Here is a 17,316-nt window from a genome sequence, read left to right on the forward strand (position 1 = left end):
TCAGCCCAGGTGCTCGCGCAGCCACGCGAGCTGGGGCGGGAACCGGTAGGCCTGGCCGCCCTCGTGGTCGTTGTACGGGTACACGTCGATGCGCCGGGTGTCCCCGCCCCAGGCGTTGAACGCCGCGTACACGGTGGACGGCGGGCAGGTGGTGTCCATGAGGGCCACCGAGAACAGTGCCGGCGCGGTGGCGCGGCGGGCCAGGTTCACGCCGTCGAGGTAGGAGAGCGTGCGCCACACCGTCTCCTCGGCGGCCGGGTGGCGGTGCACGGACAGGTACTTGGTGATCTCGCCGTAGGGGTGGGAGTCGGTGATCTGCACGGCCCGGCGGAAGTGGGCGAGGAACGGCACGTCCGGCATCGCGGCCGAGACCCCGGTGCCGGTCAGGGCCGTGAGCGCGGCGACGGCGACGGTGCCGCCGCCGCCCTGGCTCGCACCTGTCACCGCGACGCGCGCCGGGTCGACGCCCGCCACCTGGCGCAGCGCGTCCACGGCACGCACCCCGTCGGTGTAGAAGCGGCGGTAGAAGTGGTCGTGCGGGTCCTCGATGCCGGCCGTCATGAACCCGGAGACGGACGCTCCGCGCCCCACCGGGTCCGGCGTGGAGCCGCCCCCGCCCCAGTGCGACCCCTGCCCGCGGGTGTCCATCACCAGGTGCGCGAACCCGGCGGCCGCCCACTCCAGCCGCTCGTGGGGCAGGCCGCGGCCGCCGCCGTAGCCGAGCAGCTCGACGACGCCGGGCAGCGGGCCGTCGCGGTCGACGTCGTGGTGAGCGGGGCGCACCAGCCACCCCTTGATCGGGTGCCCTCCGAACCCGGGGAACGTGACGTCGTCCACCACCACCTGGGTCAGGCCCGTCTCGACGCGCTCCAGCGTCGGGGCGCCGCCCAGGGCGCGGGCCTCGGCCACCGTGCTCGTCCAGAACTCGTCGAGGTCGGCGGGCTCGGCGACGTCGGGCGCGTAGGCCTCGAGCTGGTCGAGAGGCATGTCGAACTGGGCCATGAGGGTCCTTCCTGGGGGCGCGGCGCCGGGGCGTCGCGCGTGTCGGCGGTGACGGAGCGAACATATCGTTTCGACAGGCCCGTCCGGTGGTCCGGCCCACGGTCCGTACCCTTGTCGGGTGGCACATCTCCTCGGCGCGGACGGCATCGCGCTCACGATCGGCACCCGGACGCTGCTGGCCGACGTCTCGCTGGGGCTCGACGACGGCGACCGCGTGGGCGTGGTCGGCCCCAACGGCGCCGGCAAGTCCACCCTGCTGCGCATGCTCGCCGGCACGACCGCGCCCGACGCCGGTCGTGTGACGCGCGTGGGCGGCTCCACCGTGGGCGTGCTCCAGCAGCGCGACGACGCCGCTCCCGGCGCCTCGGTGCTCGATCTCGTGCACGGCCAGGCGGCCACGCACGAGTGGGCCTCGGACGCCCGCGTCCGTGCGGTGCACGACGGCCTGCTCGCCGACCTCGACCTGGAGCAGCCCGCCTCCACGCTGAGCGGCGGCCAGCGCCGTCGGGTGGCGCTCGCGGCCCTGCTCGTCACGGACCCGGACGTGCTGCTGCTCGACGAGCCCACCAACCACCTCGACGTCGAGGGCGTGGACTGGCTGGCCCGGCACCTCCAGGAGCGGTACGGGCGGCCGGGGGCGCGCGGCGCCCTCGTCGTCGTCACGCACGACCGCTGGTTCCTGGACGCGGTGTGCTCGCGCATGTGGGAGGTCGTGGGGGACGGGCGCGTGGAGGGCTACGAGGGCGGCTATGCCGCCTACGTGCTGGCCCGTGCCGAGAGGTCGCGGCAGGCGCAGGCTGCCGCCGAGAAGCGGGACAACCTGCTGCGCAAGGAGCTCGCCTGGCTGCGGCACGGGGCGCCGGCCCGGACCTCGAAGCCGAAGTTCCGGCTCGACGCCGCGGCCGCGCTCATCGCCGACGAGCCGCCGCCGCGCGACCCCATGGAGCTCACGCGCATGGCGACGCGCCGCCTGGGCAAGGACGTGCTCGACCTGGAGGACGTGACGGTCACCGTCGGCGAGGGCGAGAGCAGCAGGGCCCTCCTCGACGACGTCACCTGGCGGCTCGGACCCGGCGACCGGTTCGGCGTCGTCGGGGTCAACGGGGCGGGCAAGACCACCCTGCTGTCCCTGCTGGCCGGGCGGCGGGAGCCCGACGGCGGCCGCGTCAAGCGCGGCAAGACGGTCGAGGTCGCGGAGCTGAGCCAGGACGTCGGCGAGCTCGACGACGTCGGCCATCTCACCGCCGTGCAGGTGGTGGACCGTGAGAAGTCGTCGGTGGTGGTGGGCGGCAAGGAGCTGACCGCCGGGCAGCTCACCGAGCGCCTCGGCTTCACGCGTGAGCGCGCCCACACCCCGGTGCGCGACCTCTCGGGCGGCGAGCGCCGCCGTCTGCAGCTGCTGCGCCTGCTCGTGGCCGAGCCGAACGTGCTCCTGCTGGACGAGCCCACCAACGACCTCGACACGGACACGCTGGCCGCGCTGGAGGACCTGCTCGACGGCTGGACCGGGACGCTGATCGTGGTGTCCCACGACCGCTACCTGCTGGAGCGGGTGTGCGACCGGCAGTGGGCGCTGCTCGGTGACGGCAAGATCCGCGACCTGCCGGGCGGCGTCGAGCAGTACCTGGACCTGCGCCGGGCCGCGCAGGGCGGGGCGTCGTCGTCGCCTGCTGCGGCGGTGCCCGACGGCGGAGCGCCCGCAGCGGGCGAGGGTGCCGCGGGCAGCGTGCCCGCGCCGTCCGCCGCCGACGTGCGGACGGCGAAGAAGGAGATCGCCCGCATCGAGCGGCGGCTCGCGCGCATCGCCGACGACGAGAAGAAGCTGCACGAGAAGATCGCCGCCGACCCGACGAACTTCGAGGCCGTGGCCGAGCTGGACGGCCGCCTGCGCGAGCTGGCGGCCGAGAAGGAGGAGCTGGAGCTCGCCTGGCTGGAGGCCGCCGAGGTGGCTGGCTGACGGGCCGGGCACGCCGCCTGCGGCCGCGAGCGGCGCGGCTCCTTGCCATGCTCGGGGCATGGCCGACTTCACTCTCCTGACGCACGACGGCGACCCGGACCGGGTCGCGACGATCCTGCCCGGCCAGGGCTACACCGCCGACGGCCCCCTGCTGGCGTACGCCGCGGCGGTGCTGCGCGACGCCGGGTGGAGCCTGCGCACGTTCGTGTGGGACTCCGGGCCGAGCGGGCGTGACGAGGCGCGCGAGACGTACACGCGTGTGGTCCGCGAAGGGCTCGACGCCGCCCCGCACGCCAAGCACCTCGTGGTGGGCAAGTCGCTCGGCACCCTGGCGCTGCCGGTGTGCTCGCTGCTGAGCGTCCCCGGCGTGTGGATCACGCCGCTGGTCTCCGACCAGGGCACGGTCGACGTGCGGGACGCCGCGCTGACCCTGCACGTCTCCGGCCTGCCGACCGTGCTGGCGGGCGGCTCGGACGACCCGCTGTGGGACCCGGTGGTCGCCGCGAAGAGCGGCGCTCGCGTGGTCGAGGTGGCTCACGCCGACCACTCGCTCATGGTGCCCGGCGACTGGCGTGCGTCGTTGGCGGCGCTGGGTGAGGTGACGGCGGCCGTGGCGGAGCTCGCCGAGCAGGTGGCCGGCTCCTGACGTGAGCTCCGGGCGGCACGGCGACGGGTAGCGCGGGGCGGGCTGGCTCGTGCGACGCCTTGTGCGTGGGGAGCTCCATATGCTCCAATGAGGCAACGCATTGATTCATTGGAGACCTGATGGCTGCCCTGCTCGCGCTCGTCCTCCTCGCCGCCGTCCTGGGGCTGGCATCCGTCCTCGTCGCCTCGCAGCGACGCGGCCCGGCCGCTCACGCCCCCGCGGTCGCCGTCGCCGCGCGGCGCCACGAGACGCTCGTCTCGCTCGCCGCTGTCCTCGCCAGCGTCGCCACGGTGCTGGCGATCACCTCCGCACCGTTCGCCTCCGGGCCGCTCCACGGCACGGTCCCCGGGCCGCCCGGCGGGCTGGAGGCCACCTCCCCGTTCGTCGGCGCCGTCGTCCTGTGCCTGGTCCGCGCGCTCGGGGAACGCACCTGGCCGCGCCCGCGCGGGGTGCTCCGCAGCGCGGTGCTGGTCCGGCGCACCGTCGCAGACGTCGGCGGCTGGCGGTTGCGCACCTTCCTCGCCACGGTCCTGGTCACAGCCGCCGCCCTCGTGGTCTTCGGCCTCACCGCTCGCCCCGACGGGAGATCGGTGGCCTCCCCGAACGTGCTCGACGAGCACGGCGCCGTCGTGGGGTGGGGAGCGTCCGGCCCGTATCCGGGCTGGGCCTACGGCGTGCCCCTCCTGGTGGCGCTCGGCCTCGCCCTCGCCGCGGTGCTCGTCGTCCTGGGCGTCGTCACCCGCAGGCCGCCGCTGGCCCTGGTGCCGGCCGAGCACGACGACGCCGTGCGGCGCACCAGCGCGGCCCGGGTCCTGGCCGGCGCGCAGGCGTGGGCCGGGAGCGGCGCGGGGCTCGTGATGCTCGTCGCGGCGAGCGCGCTGCACAGCGCCGAGCGGCCCGGCCCCTCCGTCACCGTGCTCGTCGCCGGGCTCGTGCTGCTGAGCGGGTCTCTCGTGGTGGCGGCCACCGCGATCCCCGCCCGAGCGCCCCGGCGGCCCGAGGCCACGTCCGGCACCGTGCCGGTGAGCGCGTGACCGCCCTCACCGTCGACGTCTCGGCGCCCACGCCCGTCTACGAGCAGATCCGCGCCCAGGTCGCCGGGCTCGTCGCCGTCGGTGCCCTGCGCCCCGGCGACCGGTTGCCCGCCTCCCGGGACCTCGCCCGGGACCTCGGCATCGCCGTCGGCACCGTGCAGCGCGCCTACCGCGAGCTCGAGGCGCAGGGCGTCGTCGCCTCCCGCCGGCGCGTGGGCACCGTCGTCACCGGCACGACGGCGGCCGGCACCGCGCCCCCAGCACCCCGGGAGCCCGCCTCGCCCGCCGGGACGGCGTCCGCCCAGCCCCCGACGCTGCTGGACGACGTCCGCTCGCTCGTGACGCGCGCACGCGCCGAGGGCATCCAGGACGGTGAGCTGCTCGCGCTCGTCCGCGGGGCGCTCACCGAGGACGAGCGCGGGGACGTCACCAGCCCGAGGGTGCCGCGCTGAGGACCAGCCGGTCCACGGTGCACGTCGCCACGACCTCGCCGTCCAGCACCAGCGCGGACGTCAGCCGCACCTCGTTGCCCAGTGCCCGGGCCTGGACCGTCTCGGGGCCCGGCTGCGAGGTGCGGCGGGCAGTCTCCAGCGAGACGACGGCCTCGGCCCGCGCCGTCGAGCCGGTGTGCTGGACCAGCAGACCGTCCACGTCCCCGACGCGGGTCTCGGTCTCCGTCGTGCCCGTGCCGTCCGGGCGGGCGGCGGACACGGTGAGGACGGCGTCCTCCACGTCGAGAGCCTGCGACCCGGCCCGAGACGACTGCGACCACCGCCAACCGAACGTCACGTCCCGGCTGTCCGGGGCCGAGCGCACCATCCACAGGCGCCGCTCGCGGTCCCAGCGGTCGTCGACCTCCACCACGACCGGCTCCGCCGTCACCCGCTCGTCGGTCACCTGCGGCACGCACTGCGCCGAGCCGACCCTGGAGACGCCTCCCGCCGACCAGGAGGGGATGGAGAAACCCACGCCCAGCGCGCAGACGAGCGCCGCCGCAGCCGTGAGCGCCACGTGCCACCCCCGGTTCAGCCGCGTGGGGTGGCGCAGCACCACCACCGTGGCCATCGCCGAGTCGGCGAAGGTGCGACGCTCGGCGTTCCACAGGGGGCGCAGGTAGCCGATCATCAGGAGGGCGTCGACCAGGTGGAAGACGGCCCGCGCGACGGTCCGCAGGAACCCTGCCGGGCGCAGGTCGCCGTCACGCACCACGGCGATGCCCACGACGAGCTTGCCGGGCGTCCACCCGGTGTCGCCCTGGAGCCCCAGCAGCAGCACCGCCACGATCACCAGGGCGAACGAGGACGTCCACGGCTGGGCGGCATCGACGTCGGCGTCCCAGAGGGTGGGCCACAACGTCGGTGCGCCCACGTCCGGGCCGGCGAAGAACCACGCCGCGCCCACCAGGAGGGACTGGTCCAGCACCGCTGCGAGCACGCGCCGGGTCCACGACGCGTGCACGACGCCGGTGACCGTCAGCTCCGCCTCCTCGGCGGTGGCCGACGGCGGAGCGGCGGGTGGCACGGTCCCTGCGCTGGTCACGGGCCGACCTTCCCAGCACGGGGCGCCGCAGGGAAAGCCGCTGGCGGGAACCCGCCGGGTGAGGTGCGGTGCGCCATCCCCGGGCGGGGAGCCCGTCGTGCGTCCGGCAAGGGTCGCTCCCCCTGGAACACAGGGAGGGCATGACCGTTCTCGTCGCGGCCGTGCGCCGCGCCGCCGCCCTCGCCGGTGCGGGCCTCCTGCTCGCGGGAGCCGCCGCGTGCGCCGCACCCGACGCCGTCCGCCAGCCCGGGCAGGCGCCGCCGTCCCCGGTGCCGCCGAGCCCGGCCGTGACGACGGCGCACGGCCCCGCCGGGGACGACACCGCACCGCCGCCGTTCCTGGTGCGGTACGGCACCGCAGAGCTGCGGCTGACGCCCCACACGTACTGCCTGACCGACCCTCTCGCAGGCTCCGGCTGGATCGGGTGCGCGGACGGTTCCGACGCGGACCCGGTGCCCCTCGGCTCGCCGCAGGAGGTCTTCGTCCTCGTCCCGGTCGCCGGCATGGACCGGCTGGTCGTCACGCAGGTGGGCGACGGCGCACCGTGCGCGGGCTGCCGAGTCCAGGCCGAGGTCACGAGCCTCGGCGACGGCTGGTGGCAGGTGCGTCCGCAGGGCCCGGCGGGCGACTACGACGTCGAGATCTTCGCCTACGGCGAGGAGGCCGGTGACCTGGTCGCCAACGTCCGCTGGTCGAGGCTCCCTGGCGAGAGCGCACCGGGGGCGGGCGGCTAGCCGCGCACCGGCCGGGTGGCCACGAGCATCATGCCGCCCATGACCGTGAGCACGCCCAGCACGAGCAGCAGCGGCGCCGTCCACCCGTCGGAGCCCGGGCCGGTCGAGGCGGTGTGCACGGCTCCGAGCACGGTGGGCGCGAGCGAGGCGCATGCGTAGCCGGTGGTCTGCACGATCGCCGAGGCGCGGCGGGCGGCGGCCACGGACGGGGCACGCTGGGCCATGAGCGTGAAGATGAGCGTGAAGCTGCCGCCCTGGGCCGCCCCGGCCAGGGCCACCCACAGGCCGGTGGCGCCCGGGGCCAGGAGCATGCCCGTGGGCAGGGAGAGCCAGCACAGGCTCACCACGGCCGACACGGCCCGCGCGGGCACCCTCCGGGACAGCGCCAGGGGCACGGCGAAGGAGCCGGCCACCGCGCAGAGCTGGAACGGGGCGGCGGCCCCGCCGGCTGCCGCGAGGTCCAGGCCGAGGCGCGAGTGCAGGATCTCGGGCAGCCACGCGGTGATCGCGTAGTAGGCGAACGCCTGCCCGCTGAACGCGACGCACAGCACGGCGGTCAGCACCGCCATCGGGCGGCCGAGGTGCGGCGCGCCCGAGCCGTGCTGTGCGCCGTCGAGCCGGGCGGCGGGCGCCGTCGAGCGCATCGCTCCACCCCACGCGGCGGTGGCGACGACGGCGAGCACGCCCCAGCCGGCCAGCGCCCACTGCCAGCCCCACACCGCGGCCAGCGGCACGGTGAGGGTGGTGGTGAGCGCGGAGCCCAGGTTCATGGTGGCCGAGTAGGCGCCGGTCACGGCCGCGGAGCGGTCGCGGAAGTCGCGGGCGATGACCACCGGCACGGCCACGTTGCCCACGGTGATGCCCGCGCCCAGCACCGCGGTCCCGGCGAGCGCGGCGGGCACGCTGCCGGCCGAGCGCAGCAGCTCCCCGGCGAGCACCCCCACCACGGCCACCAGCACGGACCGCTCCGGTCCCAGGCGCGCCAGCAGCAGCGCGGCCGGCGGCGTGAGGAGGGCGAAGCACAGCACGGGCACGCTCGTCAGCAGCCCCGCCTGGGCAGGGGTGAGGGCGAGCGCGTCGGAGACCTGGCCCACCACGGGCGGCAGCGACGTCAGCGGGGCTCGCAGGTTGAGCGCCACCAGCAGGAGCGCGGCCAGGAGGAACCAGCGCGCACGGCCGGTTCTCCCTGGGTTCACCCGGTCACGCTACCCCTGCGGCGGCGTTGCCCCCGGCTGCGGCTCACTCGTCGAACTGGGCGGCGACGGTGCGCAGCAGGGCGGCGAGCTGCGGGCGCTCCTCGGGGGAGAGCGCGTCGAGCACGCGCGCCTCGACCTCGAGCAGGTCGGTGAGGGCGGCGTCGACGCGCTCGCGGCCGGCCGGGGTGAGCTGGACGAGCACGCCGCGGCGGTCGTCGGGGGAGCGGTGGCGCTCCACGAGGCCGTGGCTCTCGAGCCGGTCGATCCGGTTGGTCATGGTGCCGCTGGTCACCAGGGTGGCCGTGACCAGGGCGCCGGGGGACATGCGGTACGGGTCTCCGGCGCGGCGCAGCGCGGAGAGCACGTCGAACTCCCAGGCCTCCAGGCCGTGACGGGCGAACGCCCCGCGGCGGGCGCGGTCGAGGTGCCGGGCGAGCCGGCTGACCCTGGAGAAGACGGCGAGCGGCTCGACGGCGAGGTCGGGACGCTCGCGCTGCCAGGCCTCGACGATGCGGTCCACCTCGTCGGGGCGGGACGCGTCGTGCGCGTCGTGCGGTGCGGGAGCCTCCATGGAGGGAGACTACAACCGATCTCTCGACGTCAAGACTCTTGACGTGACGCGTGTGTCAGGTCGGGGTCACTCCCGCGGCCGGGGCTTGGTCAGCACCGGCTTCTTCTCCATGCCCTTGAGCCCGTTCCACGCGAGGTTGACCAGGTGCGCGGCCACCTCGGCCTTCCTGGGCGAGCGGGCGTCCAGCCAGTACTGGCCGGTGAGCGCGATCATCCCCACCAGCATCTGCGCGTACAGGGGTGCGACCCGCGGCTCCAGCCCGTTCTCCTTGAACTGGGCCACCAGGATGTGCTCCACCTGCGTGGCCACGTCGCCGATCAGGGAGGAGAACGTGCCCGTGGCCTGCGCCACGGGGGAGTCGCGCACCAGGATGCGGAAACCGTCCTCGTGCGCCTCGATGTAGTCGAGCAGCGCCAGGGCGGTGCGCTCCACCATCACCTTCGGGTGCCCGCCCTCGGCGAGGGCCCCGGTCAGCGCACCGGTCAGGCCCTGCACCTCGCGGTCGACGACGACGGCGTAGACGCCCTCCTTGCCGCCGAAGTGCTCGTACACCACGGGCTTGGACACGGCCGCTCGCGCGGCGATCTCCTCGACGCTGGTGCCCTCGAAACCTCTCTCGGCGAACAGGCCGCGGCTGACGGTCAGCAGCTGTTCCCGTCGCTCGCTGGCGGTCATGCGAGAGCGGGGGGTACGTCGGTTGTCGGCGGCCACGGCCCTCATCCTGCCCGACTCGGGGCCGGAGCGGGGCGGCCCGGGGTGCCGCGGCTCACCGTCCCGGCACCGGAGCACCGTGCGGGACCTGGCAGACTGTCGGGGGACGTGGGACGGTGGCTCGCCACCGCAGGACGGCCCGTTCCGCCTTGGTGTAATCGGCAGCACAGGGGTTTTTGGTGCCCTTGGTCCAGGTTCGAGTCCTGGGGGCGGAGCTCGCGGCGTCCCACCCCGCGCAGACGCCAGAGCCGAGAAGAGAGGCACCCTCGTGTCGACCGAGACCTCGCCCGCCACGACGCCGCCCGCCGCCGTCGTCGTCCTCGCCGCAGGTCAGGGCACCCGCATGAAGTCCGCACGCCCCAAGGTGCTGCACGCCGTGGGCGGGCGCACCCTGCTGGGGCACGCGATGGCGGCGGGCCGCGCGCTCGCGCCGCAGCACCTCGCCGTGGTGGTGCGCCACGGCCGCGACCTGGTCGCCGCCGAGGTGGAGCGGGTGGACCCGCAGGCCCTCGTGGTCGACCAGGACGACGTGCCGGGCACCGGCCGCGCCGCCCAGGTGGGGCTCGCGGCGCTCGACGCGCACGTGGGCGGCGAGCTGACCGGCGCCGTCGTCGTCACCGCCAGCGACGTGCCGCTGCTCGACGGCGCCACGCTCGGCCAGCTCGTGGCCGCCCACCACGCCGACGGCAACGCCGTCACCGTGCTGACCACCGTCGTGGAGGACGCCACCGGCTACGGCCGCATCGTCCGCGAGGACGGCACGGGCGACGTGCTGGCCATCGTGGAGCACAAGGACGCCACCGACGAGCAGCGCCAGGTCCGCGAGATCAACACCTCGATCTTCGTCTTCGACGCCGACGTGCTGCGCCGCGGGCTCGCCTCGGTCACGCAGGACAACGCCCAGGGCGAGATGTACCTGACCGACGTCGTCGCGTTCGCCCGTGCGGAGGGCCGCCCCGTGCGCGCCGTCATCACCGACGACCCCACCTCGGTCGAGGGCACCAACGACCGTCTCGCGCTGTCGGTGCTGGGCGCCGAGCTCAACCGCCGCACGCTCGAGCGGTGGATGCTCGAGGGCGTGACGGTGGTGGACCCGGGCAGCACCTGGGTCGACGTCGACGTGGAGCTCGCGCCCGACGTCACGCTGCTGCCGGGCACCCAGCTGCACGGCGCCACCAAGGTCGAGGGCGGTGCCACCATCGGCCCGGACACCACGCTCACCGACGTCGAGGTCGGCGCCGGGGCCACCGTGGTGCGGACCCACGGCTCGCTGTCCGTGATCGGTGCGGGCGCGAGCGTCGGGCCGTTCGCCTACCTGCGGCCCGGCACCGTGCTGGGCGACAAGGGCAAGATCGGCACGTTCGTCGAGACCAAGAACGCCGAGATCGGCGCCGGCTCCAAGGTGCCGCACCTGTCGTACATCGGGGACGCCACGATCGGCGAGGGCTCCAACATCGGTGCCGCCACCGTGACGCTCAACTACGACGGCGTGAACAAGCACCGCACCACGATCGGCTCCCACGCGAAGGTGGGCGGCGACAACATGCTCGTGGCCCCGGTGACGGTGGGCGACGGCGCCTACACCGCCGCCGGGTCCGTGATCACCCGCGACGTGCCCGCCGGCGCCCTGGGCGTCAGCCGCGCCCAGCAGCGCAACGTCGAGGGCTGGGTCGAGCGCAAGCGCCCCGGCACGGCGGCCGCCGACGCCGCCGCGGCTGCGCGCCGGGCCGAGGGCCAGCACAATTCCACCACCACCGATGACGGCGTCGCCCCGACCGAAGGAAGCAGCAACTGATGAACAACTCGATCCACGGCGCCGGTGACCGGGAGCTCGTCCTCGCGGCGGGCCGCGCGCACCCGGAGCTGGCGGAGGCGGTGGCCAAGGAGCTGGGCATCGCGCTGCTGCCGGTCTCCGCCTACGACTTCGCCAACAGCGAGACGTACGTGCGGTTCGGGGAGTCGGTGCGCGGCACCGACATCTTCCTGCTGCAGCCGCACACCGCGCCGGTCAACCAGTGGCTCATGGAGCAGCTGCTCATGGTCGACGCCGCCAAGCGCGCCTCGGCCCGCACCATCACGGCGGTCACGCCGTTCTACGCCTACGCCCGCCAGGACAAGAAGAGCCGCGGCCGCGAGCCCATCTCGGCCCGCCTGGTGGCAGACCTGCTGCGCACCGCGGGTGCGGACCGCATCATGAGCGTCGACCTGCACACCCCGCAGATCCAGGGCTTCTTCGACGGCCCGGTCGACCACCTGTGGGCCATGCCGGTGCTGACGGACTACGTGCGCACCCGCGTCGACACCTCGAACGTCACGGTCGTCTCGCCCGACGCCGGCCGCATCCGTGTCGCCGAGCAGTGGGCCGCGAAGCTGGGCGGCGGCCCGCTCGCCTTCGTGCACAAGACGCGCGACGTGACGCGCCCCAACACGTCCCACGCCAACCGCGTGGTCGGTGACGTCGAGGGCAAGGAGTGCGTGCTGGTCGACGACCTGATCGACACCGGCGGCACCATCGCCGAGGCCGTCAAGGTGGTGCTCGACGCGGGCGCCAAGTCGGTCATCGTGGCCGCCACCCACGGTGTGCTCTCGGACCCCGCCGCCCAGCGCCTGTCGGAGTGCGGCGCTCTCGAGGTGGTCGTCACCGACACGCTGCCGATCGAGCCCGCCAAGCGGTTCGGTTCCCTGACGGTGCTGTCGATCGCGCCGCTCATCGCCCGTGCGATCCGCGAGGTGTTCGACGACGGCTCGGTCACGAGCCTCTTCGACGGCAACAGCTGAGCCCGCGGCGCCGCCCTGGCGCCCCGCCCCCTGGTGCGAGAGACGCCCGGCCCTCGTGGCCGGGCGTCTCTCGTGCTGCCCGGGTGAGCGAAGGTGAAACCGGCGGCGGCCGGGGGTGAAACGTGCGCCCGCCCCCTTGTGGCCGCACGGGCGCGGACGGCGAGCATGGCCGGATGGCACGGCTTCTCGCGGGGCACGTCCTGATCGCGCACCCGTCGACCGAGCTCTACGGCAGCGACCTGCAGACGGTCGAGACCGTGCGCGCCTGCGTGGAGGCAGGGGCACGGGTGACCGTCGTGCTGCCTGGCCCGGGGCCGCTCGTCGCCCGGCTGGAGGAGGCCGGCGCACGCGTGGTGGTGGTGCCGTTCCCGGTGGTCCGCAAGGCAGCGCTGCGCCCGGCGGGCCTGGTGCGGCTCGCGCTCGGGGCGGCTCGTGCGCTGCCCCGGGCGGTGGGCGTCGTGCGTCGCGCGGGTGCCGACGTCGTCCTGGTGAGTACGCTCACCGTGCCCTGGTGGGTGCTGGCCGGGCGCCTGGCGAGGGTCCGCGTCGTCGTGCACGTGCACGAGGCCGAGGCGGACGCCCCGCGCCCGGTGCGGGCTGCGCTGGCCGCGCCGCTGCTGCTCTCCTCGGCCGTGGTGGCGAACTCCCGGGCCGCGCGCGACGTGCTCGTCGGTGCCGTCGGGCGGCTGGCCCGCACCACCCGGGTGGTGCACAACGGCGTGCCCGGCCCTGCCCGGGCGCCGGAGCCGCGCCCGCGCTCCGCGGGCGACCCGGCGCACCTCGTGCTCGTGGGCCGCCTGTCCCCGCGCAAGGGCACCGACGTCGCGCTCGAGGCGCTCGCCCTCCTGCGCCGCGACGGTCGCGAGGTCACCCTCACGCTGGCCGGCACCTGCTTCGCGGGCTACGAGTGGTTCGAGCGGCGGCTGCGCGACAGGGCCGGCGAGCCTGACCTCGTGGGGGCCGTCACGTTCGCGGGGTACGCCGACGCGTGGGAGCAGCTCGCCGCCGCCGACGTCGCCCTGGTGCCCTCAAGGGTCGAGCCGTTCGGCAACGTGGCCGTCGAGGCGATGCTGGCCCGCAGGCCGGTCGTCGCGTCGCGGACTCAGGGCCTGGCCGAGATCGTGCGCGACGGCGTCACAGGCCTCCTGGTGCCGCCCGGCGACCCGCGGGCGCTGGCTCGCGCCGTCGCCCGCCTGCTCGACGCTCCGGACCAGGCCCGTGCTCTGGCGCGGGCGGCGCACCGCGAGGCGCGGGAGCGGTTCTCCGTGACCCGGTACCGCGAGCAGGTGCGGGCCGTGCTCGCGCCCGCAGCGGCGCCGTCGGTCGCCCGCAGCCTGGCCAAGCTGCTCCTCACCGACCTGCCGGGGGCGGGGCGGCTGCTGCGGGCCCTGGCCCGGAGCGCCGCCCTCGCGGCCCGCAACCGGTGGAGCTCGGCACCGCTCACCGGCGACGCCCCCGTCGACCTGTGCGTCACCACGTACGGCCGGCGCGCCGCGACGGTGCACCTCGCGCTGGAGTCGGTGGCGGCCGGGACGGTACGGCCCCGGCGCGCGATCCTCTGGGTCGACGAGGAGCGCCTGGTCACCGCCCCGCCCGCCCCGCTGCGCCGCCTGCGCGCGCGCGGCCTGGAGATCCGCCGCTGCGAGGACCTGGGGCCGCACAAGAAGCAGTTCCCGTACGTGACGGCGGGTGGGCCGGGCCCGTTCGTCACGGCCGACGACGACGTGCTCTACCCGCGCGGGTGGCTGGCCGGGCTCCTGGCCGCGCACCGGCGGCTGCCCGGCTGCGTCGTGGCCCACCGGGCGCACCGGGTCACCACCGTGGCCGGCACGATCGGGCCGTACGCGGGGTGGGTGGCCGAGACCGCCACGGAGCCGTCGGCGGCGACGCTCCCCACCGGGGTGTCCGGGGTGCTGTACCCGCCCGCGATGGTGGCAGCGCTGCGCGAGGCGGGCCGGGCCTTCCTGGCCGTGGCCCCGCGGTGCGACGACGTGTGGGTGCACGCCGTCGCCGTCCGCGCCGGCGTCGGGGTGGCCCAGGTGTCCGCCACGCCCCGCGACTACCTGCTCGTGCCCGGCACCCAGGCCGGCGCTCTGTTCCAGGAGAACGGGTCGGGCGGCGGCAACGACCAGGCGGCGGCCGCGGCATACGTCGGCGAGGTCCGCCGTGCCGTCCTGCGCGACGCCGCCCCGGCCGGGTCGGTGGCGTGACCGCGGGCCCCGCCGCCCCGCCGGCCGCCCGCACCGGGCTCTCGGGCGCCATCGCCACGCTGGCGGCGGGCAACCTCTTCCCGGCGCTGGTCTCCGTCGCCACCGGGCCCGTGCTCGCCCAGGCCCTCGACCTGGAGGGGCGGGGGCAGGTGGCCGCGGCCATGGCCCCGTTCACCCTCGTCACGTCGATCCTCACGTTCGGCGTGCCCGAGGCGGCCACCTACGCCGTGGCCCGCGCGCCCGGTCTGGCCCGCACGGTGCTGCGGCGCAGCTCGTGGCTCATGGCGGGCGCGGGCCTCCTCGCGGTCGCCGTCGTGTGGCTCCTCTCGCCGTTCCTCAGCGGCGGGCAGGACGCGATCCGCAGCCTCATGCTGCTCGCCTCCTGCGCGCTGGTGCCCCAGCTCGTCGTCGGGAGCCTGCGCGGTGCCGCCGCGGGGCTGGGCCGGTGGCGGGCGCTCGCCGCGGAGAAGGTGCTCAGCTCCGTCACCAAGCTCGTGGTGCTGGTACCGCTGTGGCTGACCGGCCACCTGACGCCGCTGACGGCCACGGTGGTGCTCGCGGGCCTGCCCCTGCTCGGCGCGGTGCCCTACCTCCTGGTGCTGCGCGGGACGGGCCCGGTGGTGGCGTCCCCGCCGGCGCAGGTGCGGGCCGCGGGGCTGCTGCGGTTCGGGCTGCGCGTGTGGGCGGGGTCGCTGGCCGGGGTGCTGCTCATGCGGCTCGACCAGTCGCTCGTCACGCCGTTGTCCGACGCCGACCAGGCGGGCCTGTACGCCGTGGCCGTCGCCGTCGGGGAGCTTCCTCTCCTGCTCAGCGCGGCCGTGCGGGACGTCACCTTCGTCAGCGAGGCCGCCGGGTCCGACGACGCCCGCCTGGCCCGCACGTCCCGGGTCGCCACCCTCGTGTGCGGCGCTGTCGCCCTGGGAGTCGGGCTCACGATGGGGTGGTGGCTGCCCCTGCTGTTCGGTGCCGCGTTCGCGCCCGCGGTGCCCGTGACCGCCGTCGTCCTGGCGGCCGTGGTGCTCGGCATCCCGGGCTCGGTGGCCGGCAGCGCGCTCGGGGGCAGGGGCCGGCCCGGCCTGCGGTCCGTCTCGCTCGCCGTGGCCTGCGCGGTCAACCTGGTGGTGCTGCTCCTGCTCGTCCCGTCGACCGGCGCCCTCGGCGCGGCCTGGGCCACGCTCGTGGGCAACGCCGTGGCGGCGGGCATGAACCTCGTCTTCGCCCGTGCGGTGCTCGGCACGGCCGTGCTGCCGTTCCTCGGTCTGCGCCGCGGGGACGTCGGCGTCCTGGTCGCGGCCGGGCGCCGCATGCTGGGTGGCGCCCGACGGCGTCGCTGAGCGCCGCGTTTTCGTCCTCCCGCCCGGGCCGGGTACAGTATTCCGGTTGCCTCGGCGAGGGACGTCTGGCGGGCGCGCGGAACACGCGACGACCGTAGGGCTCCGTGATCGACTGGGCGGTCCGGCACGGTGCATCGCACCGCAGCCGCCGCGCCCACGCGCGCGTCCGTCATGTGTCCCGCGCCGACGCAGCCGCCCTCTCGTAGACCTTCCGCTGGTGATGCCAGCGGCACCATCAGCGATTCTCAGGAGTATCCCCATGGCTGACACCAAGCTCGTCGCCGAGGCCCGCACCGAGTTCGGCAAGGGTGCGGCCCGCCGCATCCGCCGTGAGCACAAGATCCCCGCGGTCCTCTACGGTCACGGCACGGACCCGGTCCACGTGACCCTCCCGGGCCACGAGTCGATGCTCGCGCTGCGCCAGGCCAACGCGCTCTTCACCATCGAGCTCGACGGCAAGGAGCAGCTCGCGGTCGCCAAGGACGTCCAGCGCGACCCGGTCCGCAACATCATCGAGCACATCGACCTGCTCATCGTGAACAAGGGCGAGAAGATCGCCGTCGACGTCAACGTCGTCGTCACCGGTGAGTCGGCCCCCGGCACCATCCACGTCGTCGAGGCGCAGACCCTCTCGCTCGAGGCGGAGGCCACGCACCTGCCCGAGTCGATCGAGGTCTCGATCGAGGGCCTCGAGGCCGGTGCGGTCGTCACCGCCGCCGACGTGAAGCTGCCGTCCGGCTCCGTCCTGCTGACCGACGCCGAGCACGTCGTCGTCACGGTCACCGAGCCCCGCGGGACCGAGGACGAGTCCGCCGAGGGCGAGGCCGCCGAGGGTGCTGAGGCGCCCGCCGAGGGCGAGTGACCCTCACCTGATCCAGCGCCGAGGCGCCCGGTACCCTCGTGGGCCGGGCGCCTCGGCGTCTCCCCGGCCGGATGCGCCGGGCCGGGCGCGCCCGCTCGCGCCTGCCCCGGCACGTGAAGGAGTGCGCAGATGTCGGATGGCCCCTGGCTCGTCGTCGGGCTCGGCAACCCCGGGCCGCAGTACGCGGGCAACCGCCACAACGTCGGGCAGATGGTGCTCGACCTGCTGGCCGAGCGGGCCGGCACCCGGTGGGCGCGGCACGCCCGTGCCCAGGCCGTCGTGGGGGAGGGGCGCCTCGGCACGCTCGCGGGCGGCCGCCCCGGGCCCCGCGTGGTGCTCGCCAAGCCCACGACGTACATGAACACCTCCGGGGGGCCCGTCGCCGGGCTCGCCAAGTACTACGGCATCGAGCCGGGCGGCGTGGTGGTGGTCCACGACGAGGTGGACATCCCGTTCGACACCATCAAGCTCAAGACCGGTGGTGGCGAGGGCGGCCACAACGGGCTGCGGGACATCACCAAGGCGCTCGGCACCAAGGACTACCTGCGCGTCCGCGTGGGAGTGGGCCGCCCTCCGGGCCGCATGGACACCGCCGACTTCGTGCTCAAGGACTTCTCCAGCACGGAGAAGAAGGACCTGCCCATCCTGGTCGACGACGCGGCGGACGCCGTGGAGATGCTGCTGACCGAGGGGCTGCTGGCCGCCCAGGGCAGGTTCCACACGAAGGCCTGACCGGTAGCAT

General features: G+C 75.4%; 16 protein-coding genes, 1 tRNA gene and 1 pseudogene. 13 read left to right on the plus strand and 5 right to left on the minus strand.

Annotated elements, in window-relative coordinates; genetic code table 11:
* On the minus strand, positions 1-1,002 hold the full coding sequence (locus tag DNL40_RS04775; protein WP_111250089.1) for an acetylxylan esterase: 1,002 nt from the start codon (positions 1,000-1,002) through the stop codon (positions 1-3).
* A gap of 220 nt (positions 1,003-1,222) precedes the next feature.
* Between DNL40_RS04775 and DNL40_RS16985 the strand changes: the two are divergent.
* The 5 genes and pseudogenes from DNL40_RS16985 to DNL40_RS04795 form a co-directional block, all read left to right on the plus strand.
* Positions 1,223-1,612 (plus strand): annotated as a pseudogene (locus DNL40_RS16985) (ATP-binding cassette domain-containing protein); the annotation flags it as partial.
* Positions 1,592-2,959, plus strand: a complete 1,368-nt coding sequence (locus DNL40_RS04780; protein WP_425450759.1) for an ABC-F family ATP-binding cassette domain-containing protein — start codon at positions 1,592-1,594, stop codon at positions 2,957-2,959. The pseudogene DNL40_RS16985 and the gene DNL40_RS04780, both read left to right, overlap by 21 nt.
* A 58-nt stretch (positions 2,960-3,017) precedes the next feature.
* Positions 3,018-3,605 (plus strand): alpha/beta hydrolase, encoded by a 588-nt coding sequence (locus DNL40_RS04785; protein ID WP_111250091.1) that lies wholly within the window; start codon positions 3,018-3,020, stop codon positions 3,603-3,605.
* Between the two features lie 119 nt (positions 3,606-3,724).
* Positions 3,725-4,639, plus strand: coding sequence for a hypothetical protein (locus tag DNL40_RS04790; RefSeq protein WP_111250092.1), 915 nt, complete (start codon positions 3,725-3,727; stop codon positions 4,637-4,639).
* Positions 4,636-5,091 (plus strand): GntR family transcriptional regulator, encoded by a 456-nt coding sequence (locus DNL40_RS04795; protein WP_111250093.1) that lies wholly within the window; start codon positions 4,636-4,638, stop codon positions 5,089-5,091. Before DNL40_RS04790 ends, DNL40_RS04795 begins: the two co-directional genes overlap by 4 nt.
* Here DNL40_RS04795 and DNL40_RS04800 read toward each other — a convergent pair.
* A complete protein-coding gene (locus DNL40_RS04800) occupies positions 5,066-6,178 on the minus strand; it encodes an RDD family protein (RefSeq protein ID WP_179950939.1) in 1,113 nt (370 codons plus the stop codon). The two genes, DNL40_RS04795 and DNL40_RS04800, sit on opposite strands and share 26 nt — an antisense overlap.
* A 140-nt stretch (positions 6,179-6,318) precedes the next feature.
* Here DNL40_RS04800 and DNL40_RS04805 point away from each other — a divergent pair, with 140 nt between their 5' ends.
* Positions 6,319-6,912: a hypothetical protein gene (locus tag DNL40_RS04805; RefSeq protein WP_111250095.1), complete on the plus strand. Its 594-nt coding sequence runs from the start codon at positions 6,319-6,321 to the stop codon at positions 6,910-6,912.
* Here the strand turns inward: DNL40_RS04805 and DNL40_RS04810 are convergent.
* The 3 genes from DNL40_RS04810 to DNL40_RS04820 form a co-directional block, all read right to left on the minus strand.
* Positions 6,909-8,108, minus strand: a complete 1,200-nt coding sequence (locus DNL40_RS04810) for an MFS transporter (RefSeq protein ID WP_111250096.1) — start codon at positions 8,106-8,108, stop codon at positions 6,909-6,911. The two genes, DNL40_RS04805 and DNL40_RS04810, sit on opposite strands and share 4 nt — an antisense overlap.
* 43 nt (positions 8,109-8,151) lie before the next feature.
* Positions 8,152-8,679 (minus strand): MarR family winged helix-turn-helix transcriptional regulator, encoded by a 528-nt coding sequence (locus tag DNL40_RS04815; protein WP_111250097.1) that lies wholly within the window; start codon positions 8,677-8,679, stop codon positions 8,152-8,154.
* A gap of 66 nt (positions 8,680-8,745) precedes the next feature.
* Positions 8,746-9,354, minus strand: coding sequence for a TetR/AcrR family transcriptional regulator (locus DNL40_RS04820; RefSeq protein ID WP_179950940.1), 609 nt, complete (start codon positions 9,352-9,354; stop codon positions 8,746-8,748).
* A 179-nt stretch (positions 9,355-9,533) separates the two neighbouring features.
* Here DNL40_RS04820 and DNL40_RS04825 point away from each other — a divergent pair.
* The 7 genes from DNL40_RS04825 (at position 9,534) to pth (ending at position 17,306) form a co-directional block, all read left to right on the plus strand.
* Positions 9,534-9,605, plus strand: a tRNA-Gln gene (locus DNL40_RS04825).
* Positions 9,606-9,733: 128 nt separating this feature from the next.
* On the plus strand, positions 9,734-11,185 hold the full coding sequence (glmU, locus tag DNL40_RS04830) for a bifunctional UDP-N-acetylglucosamine diphosphorylase/glucosamine-1-phosphate N-acetyltransferase GlmU (protein ID WP_245885693.1): 1,452 nt from the start codon (positions 9,734-9,736) through the stop codon (positions 11,183-11,185).
* On the plus strand, positions 11,185-12,168 hold the full coding sequence (locus tag DNL40_RS04835) for a ribose-phosphate diphosphokinase (RefSeq protein ID WP_111250100.1): 984 nt from the start codon (positions 11,185-11,187) through the stop codon (positions 12,166-12,168). The genes glmU and DNL40_RS04835 overlap by 1 nt, the downstream gene beginning before the upstream one ends.
* Positions 12,169-12,341: 173 nt before the next feature.
* On the plus strand, positions 12,342-14,378 hold the full coding sequence (locus DNL40_RS04840; RefSeq protein ID WP_111250101.1) for a glycosyltransferase family 4 protein: 2,037 nt from the start codon (positions 12,342-12,344) through the stop codon (positions 14,376-14,378).
* Entirely contained in the window at positions 14,375-15,712 is a 1,338-nt protein-coding gene (locus DNL40_RS16355; protein ID WP_179950941.1) for an oligosaccharide flippase family protein, read from the plus strand. The genes DNL40_RS04840 and DNL40_RS16355 overlap by 4 nt, the downstream gene beginning before the upstream one ends.
* 259 nt (positions 15,713-15,971) lie before the next feature.
* Positions 15,972-16,574 (plus strand): 50S ribosomal protein L25/general stress protein Ctc, encoded by a 603-nt coding sequence (locus DNL40_RS04855; RefSeq protein ID WP_111250103.1) that lies wholly within the window; start codon positions 15,972-15,974, stop codon positions 16,572-16,574.
* Positions 16,575-16,703: 129 nt separating this feature from the next.
* Positions 16,704-17,306 (plus strand): aminoacyl-tRNA hydrolase, encoded by a 603-nt coding sequence (gene pth / locus DNL40_RS04860; RefSeq protein WP_111250104.1) that lies wholly within the window; start codon positions 16,704-16,706, stop codon positions 17,304-17,306.
* The last annotated feature ends 10 nt before the right edge of the window (positions 17,307-17,316 follow it).

This window comes from Xylanimonas oleitrophica (assembly GCF_003244315.1).
In the GTDB taxonomy this organism is placed as follows: domain Bacteria; phylum Actinomycetota; class Actinomycetes; order Actinomycetales; family Cellulomonadaceae; genus Xylanimonas_A; species Xylanimonas_A oleitrophica.

What these genes read in the sequence shown, in the direction of transcription:
- DNL40_RS04820 (WP_179950940.1), bottom strand. Translation starts at nt 9,354, where the DNA reads ATGACCGCCAGCGAGCGACGGGAACAGCTGCTGACCGTCAGCCGCGGC.
- DNL40_RS04805 (WP_111250095.1), top strand. Translation starts at nt 6,319, where the DNA reads ATGACCGTTCTCGTCGCGGCCGTGCGCCGCGCCGCCGCCCTCGCCGGT.
- DNL40_RS04815 (WP_111250097.1), bottom strand. Translation starts at nt 8,679, where the DNA reads ATGGAGGCTCCCGCACCGCACGACGCGCACGACGCGTCCCGCCCCGAC.
- DNL40_RS04790 (WP_111250092.1), top strand. Translation starts at nt 3,725, where the DNA reads ATGGCTGCCCTGCTCGCGCTCGTCCTCCTCGCCGCCGTCCTGGGGCTG.
- DNL40_RS04785 (WP_111250091.1), top strand. Translation starts at nt 3,018, where the DNA reads ATGGCCGACTTCACTCTCCTGACGCACGACGGCGACCCGGACCGGGTC.
- pth (WP_111250104.1), top strand. Translation starts at nt 16,704, where the DNA reads ATGTCGGATGGCCCCTGGCTCGTCGTCGGGCTCGGCAACCCCGGGCCG.
- DNL40_RS04855 (WP_111250103.1), top strand. Translation starts at nt 15,972, where the DNA reads ATGGCTGACACCAAGCTCGTCGCCGAGGCCCGCACCGAGTTCGGCAAG.
- DNL40_RS04775 (WP_111250089.1), bottom strand. Translation starts at nt 1,002, where the DNA reads ATGGCCCAGTTCGACATGCCTCTCGACCAGCTCGAGGCCTACGCGCCC.
- DNL40_RS04840 (WP_111250101.1), top strand. Translation starts at nt 12,342, where the DNA reads ATGGCACGGCTTCTCGCGGGGCACGTCCTGATCGCGCACCCGTCGACC.
- glmU (WP_245885693.1), top strand. Translation starts at nt 9,734, where the DNA reads ATGAAGTCCGCACGCCCCAAGGTGCTGCACGCCGTGGGCGGGCGCACC.
- DNL40_RS04835 (WP_111250100.1), top strand. Translation starts at nt 11,185, where the DNA reads ATGAACAACTCGATCCACGGCGCCGGTGACCGGGAGCTCGTCCTCGCG.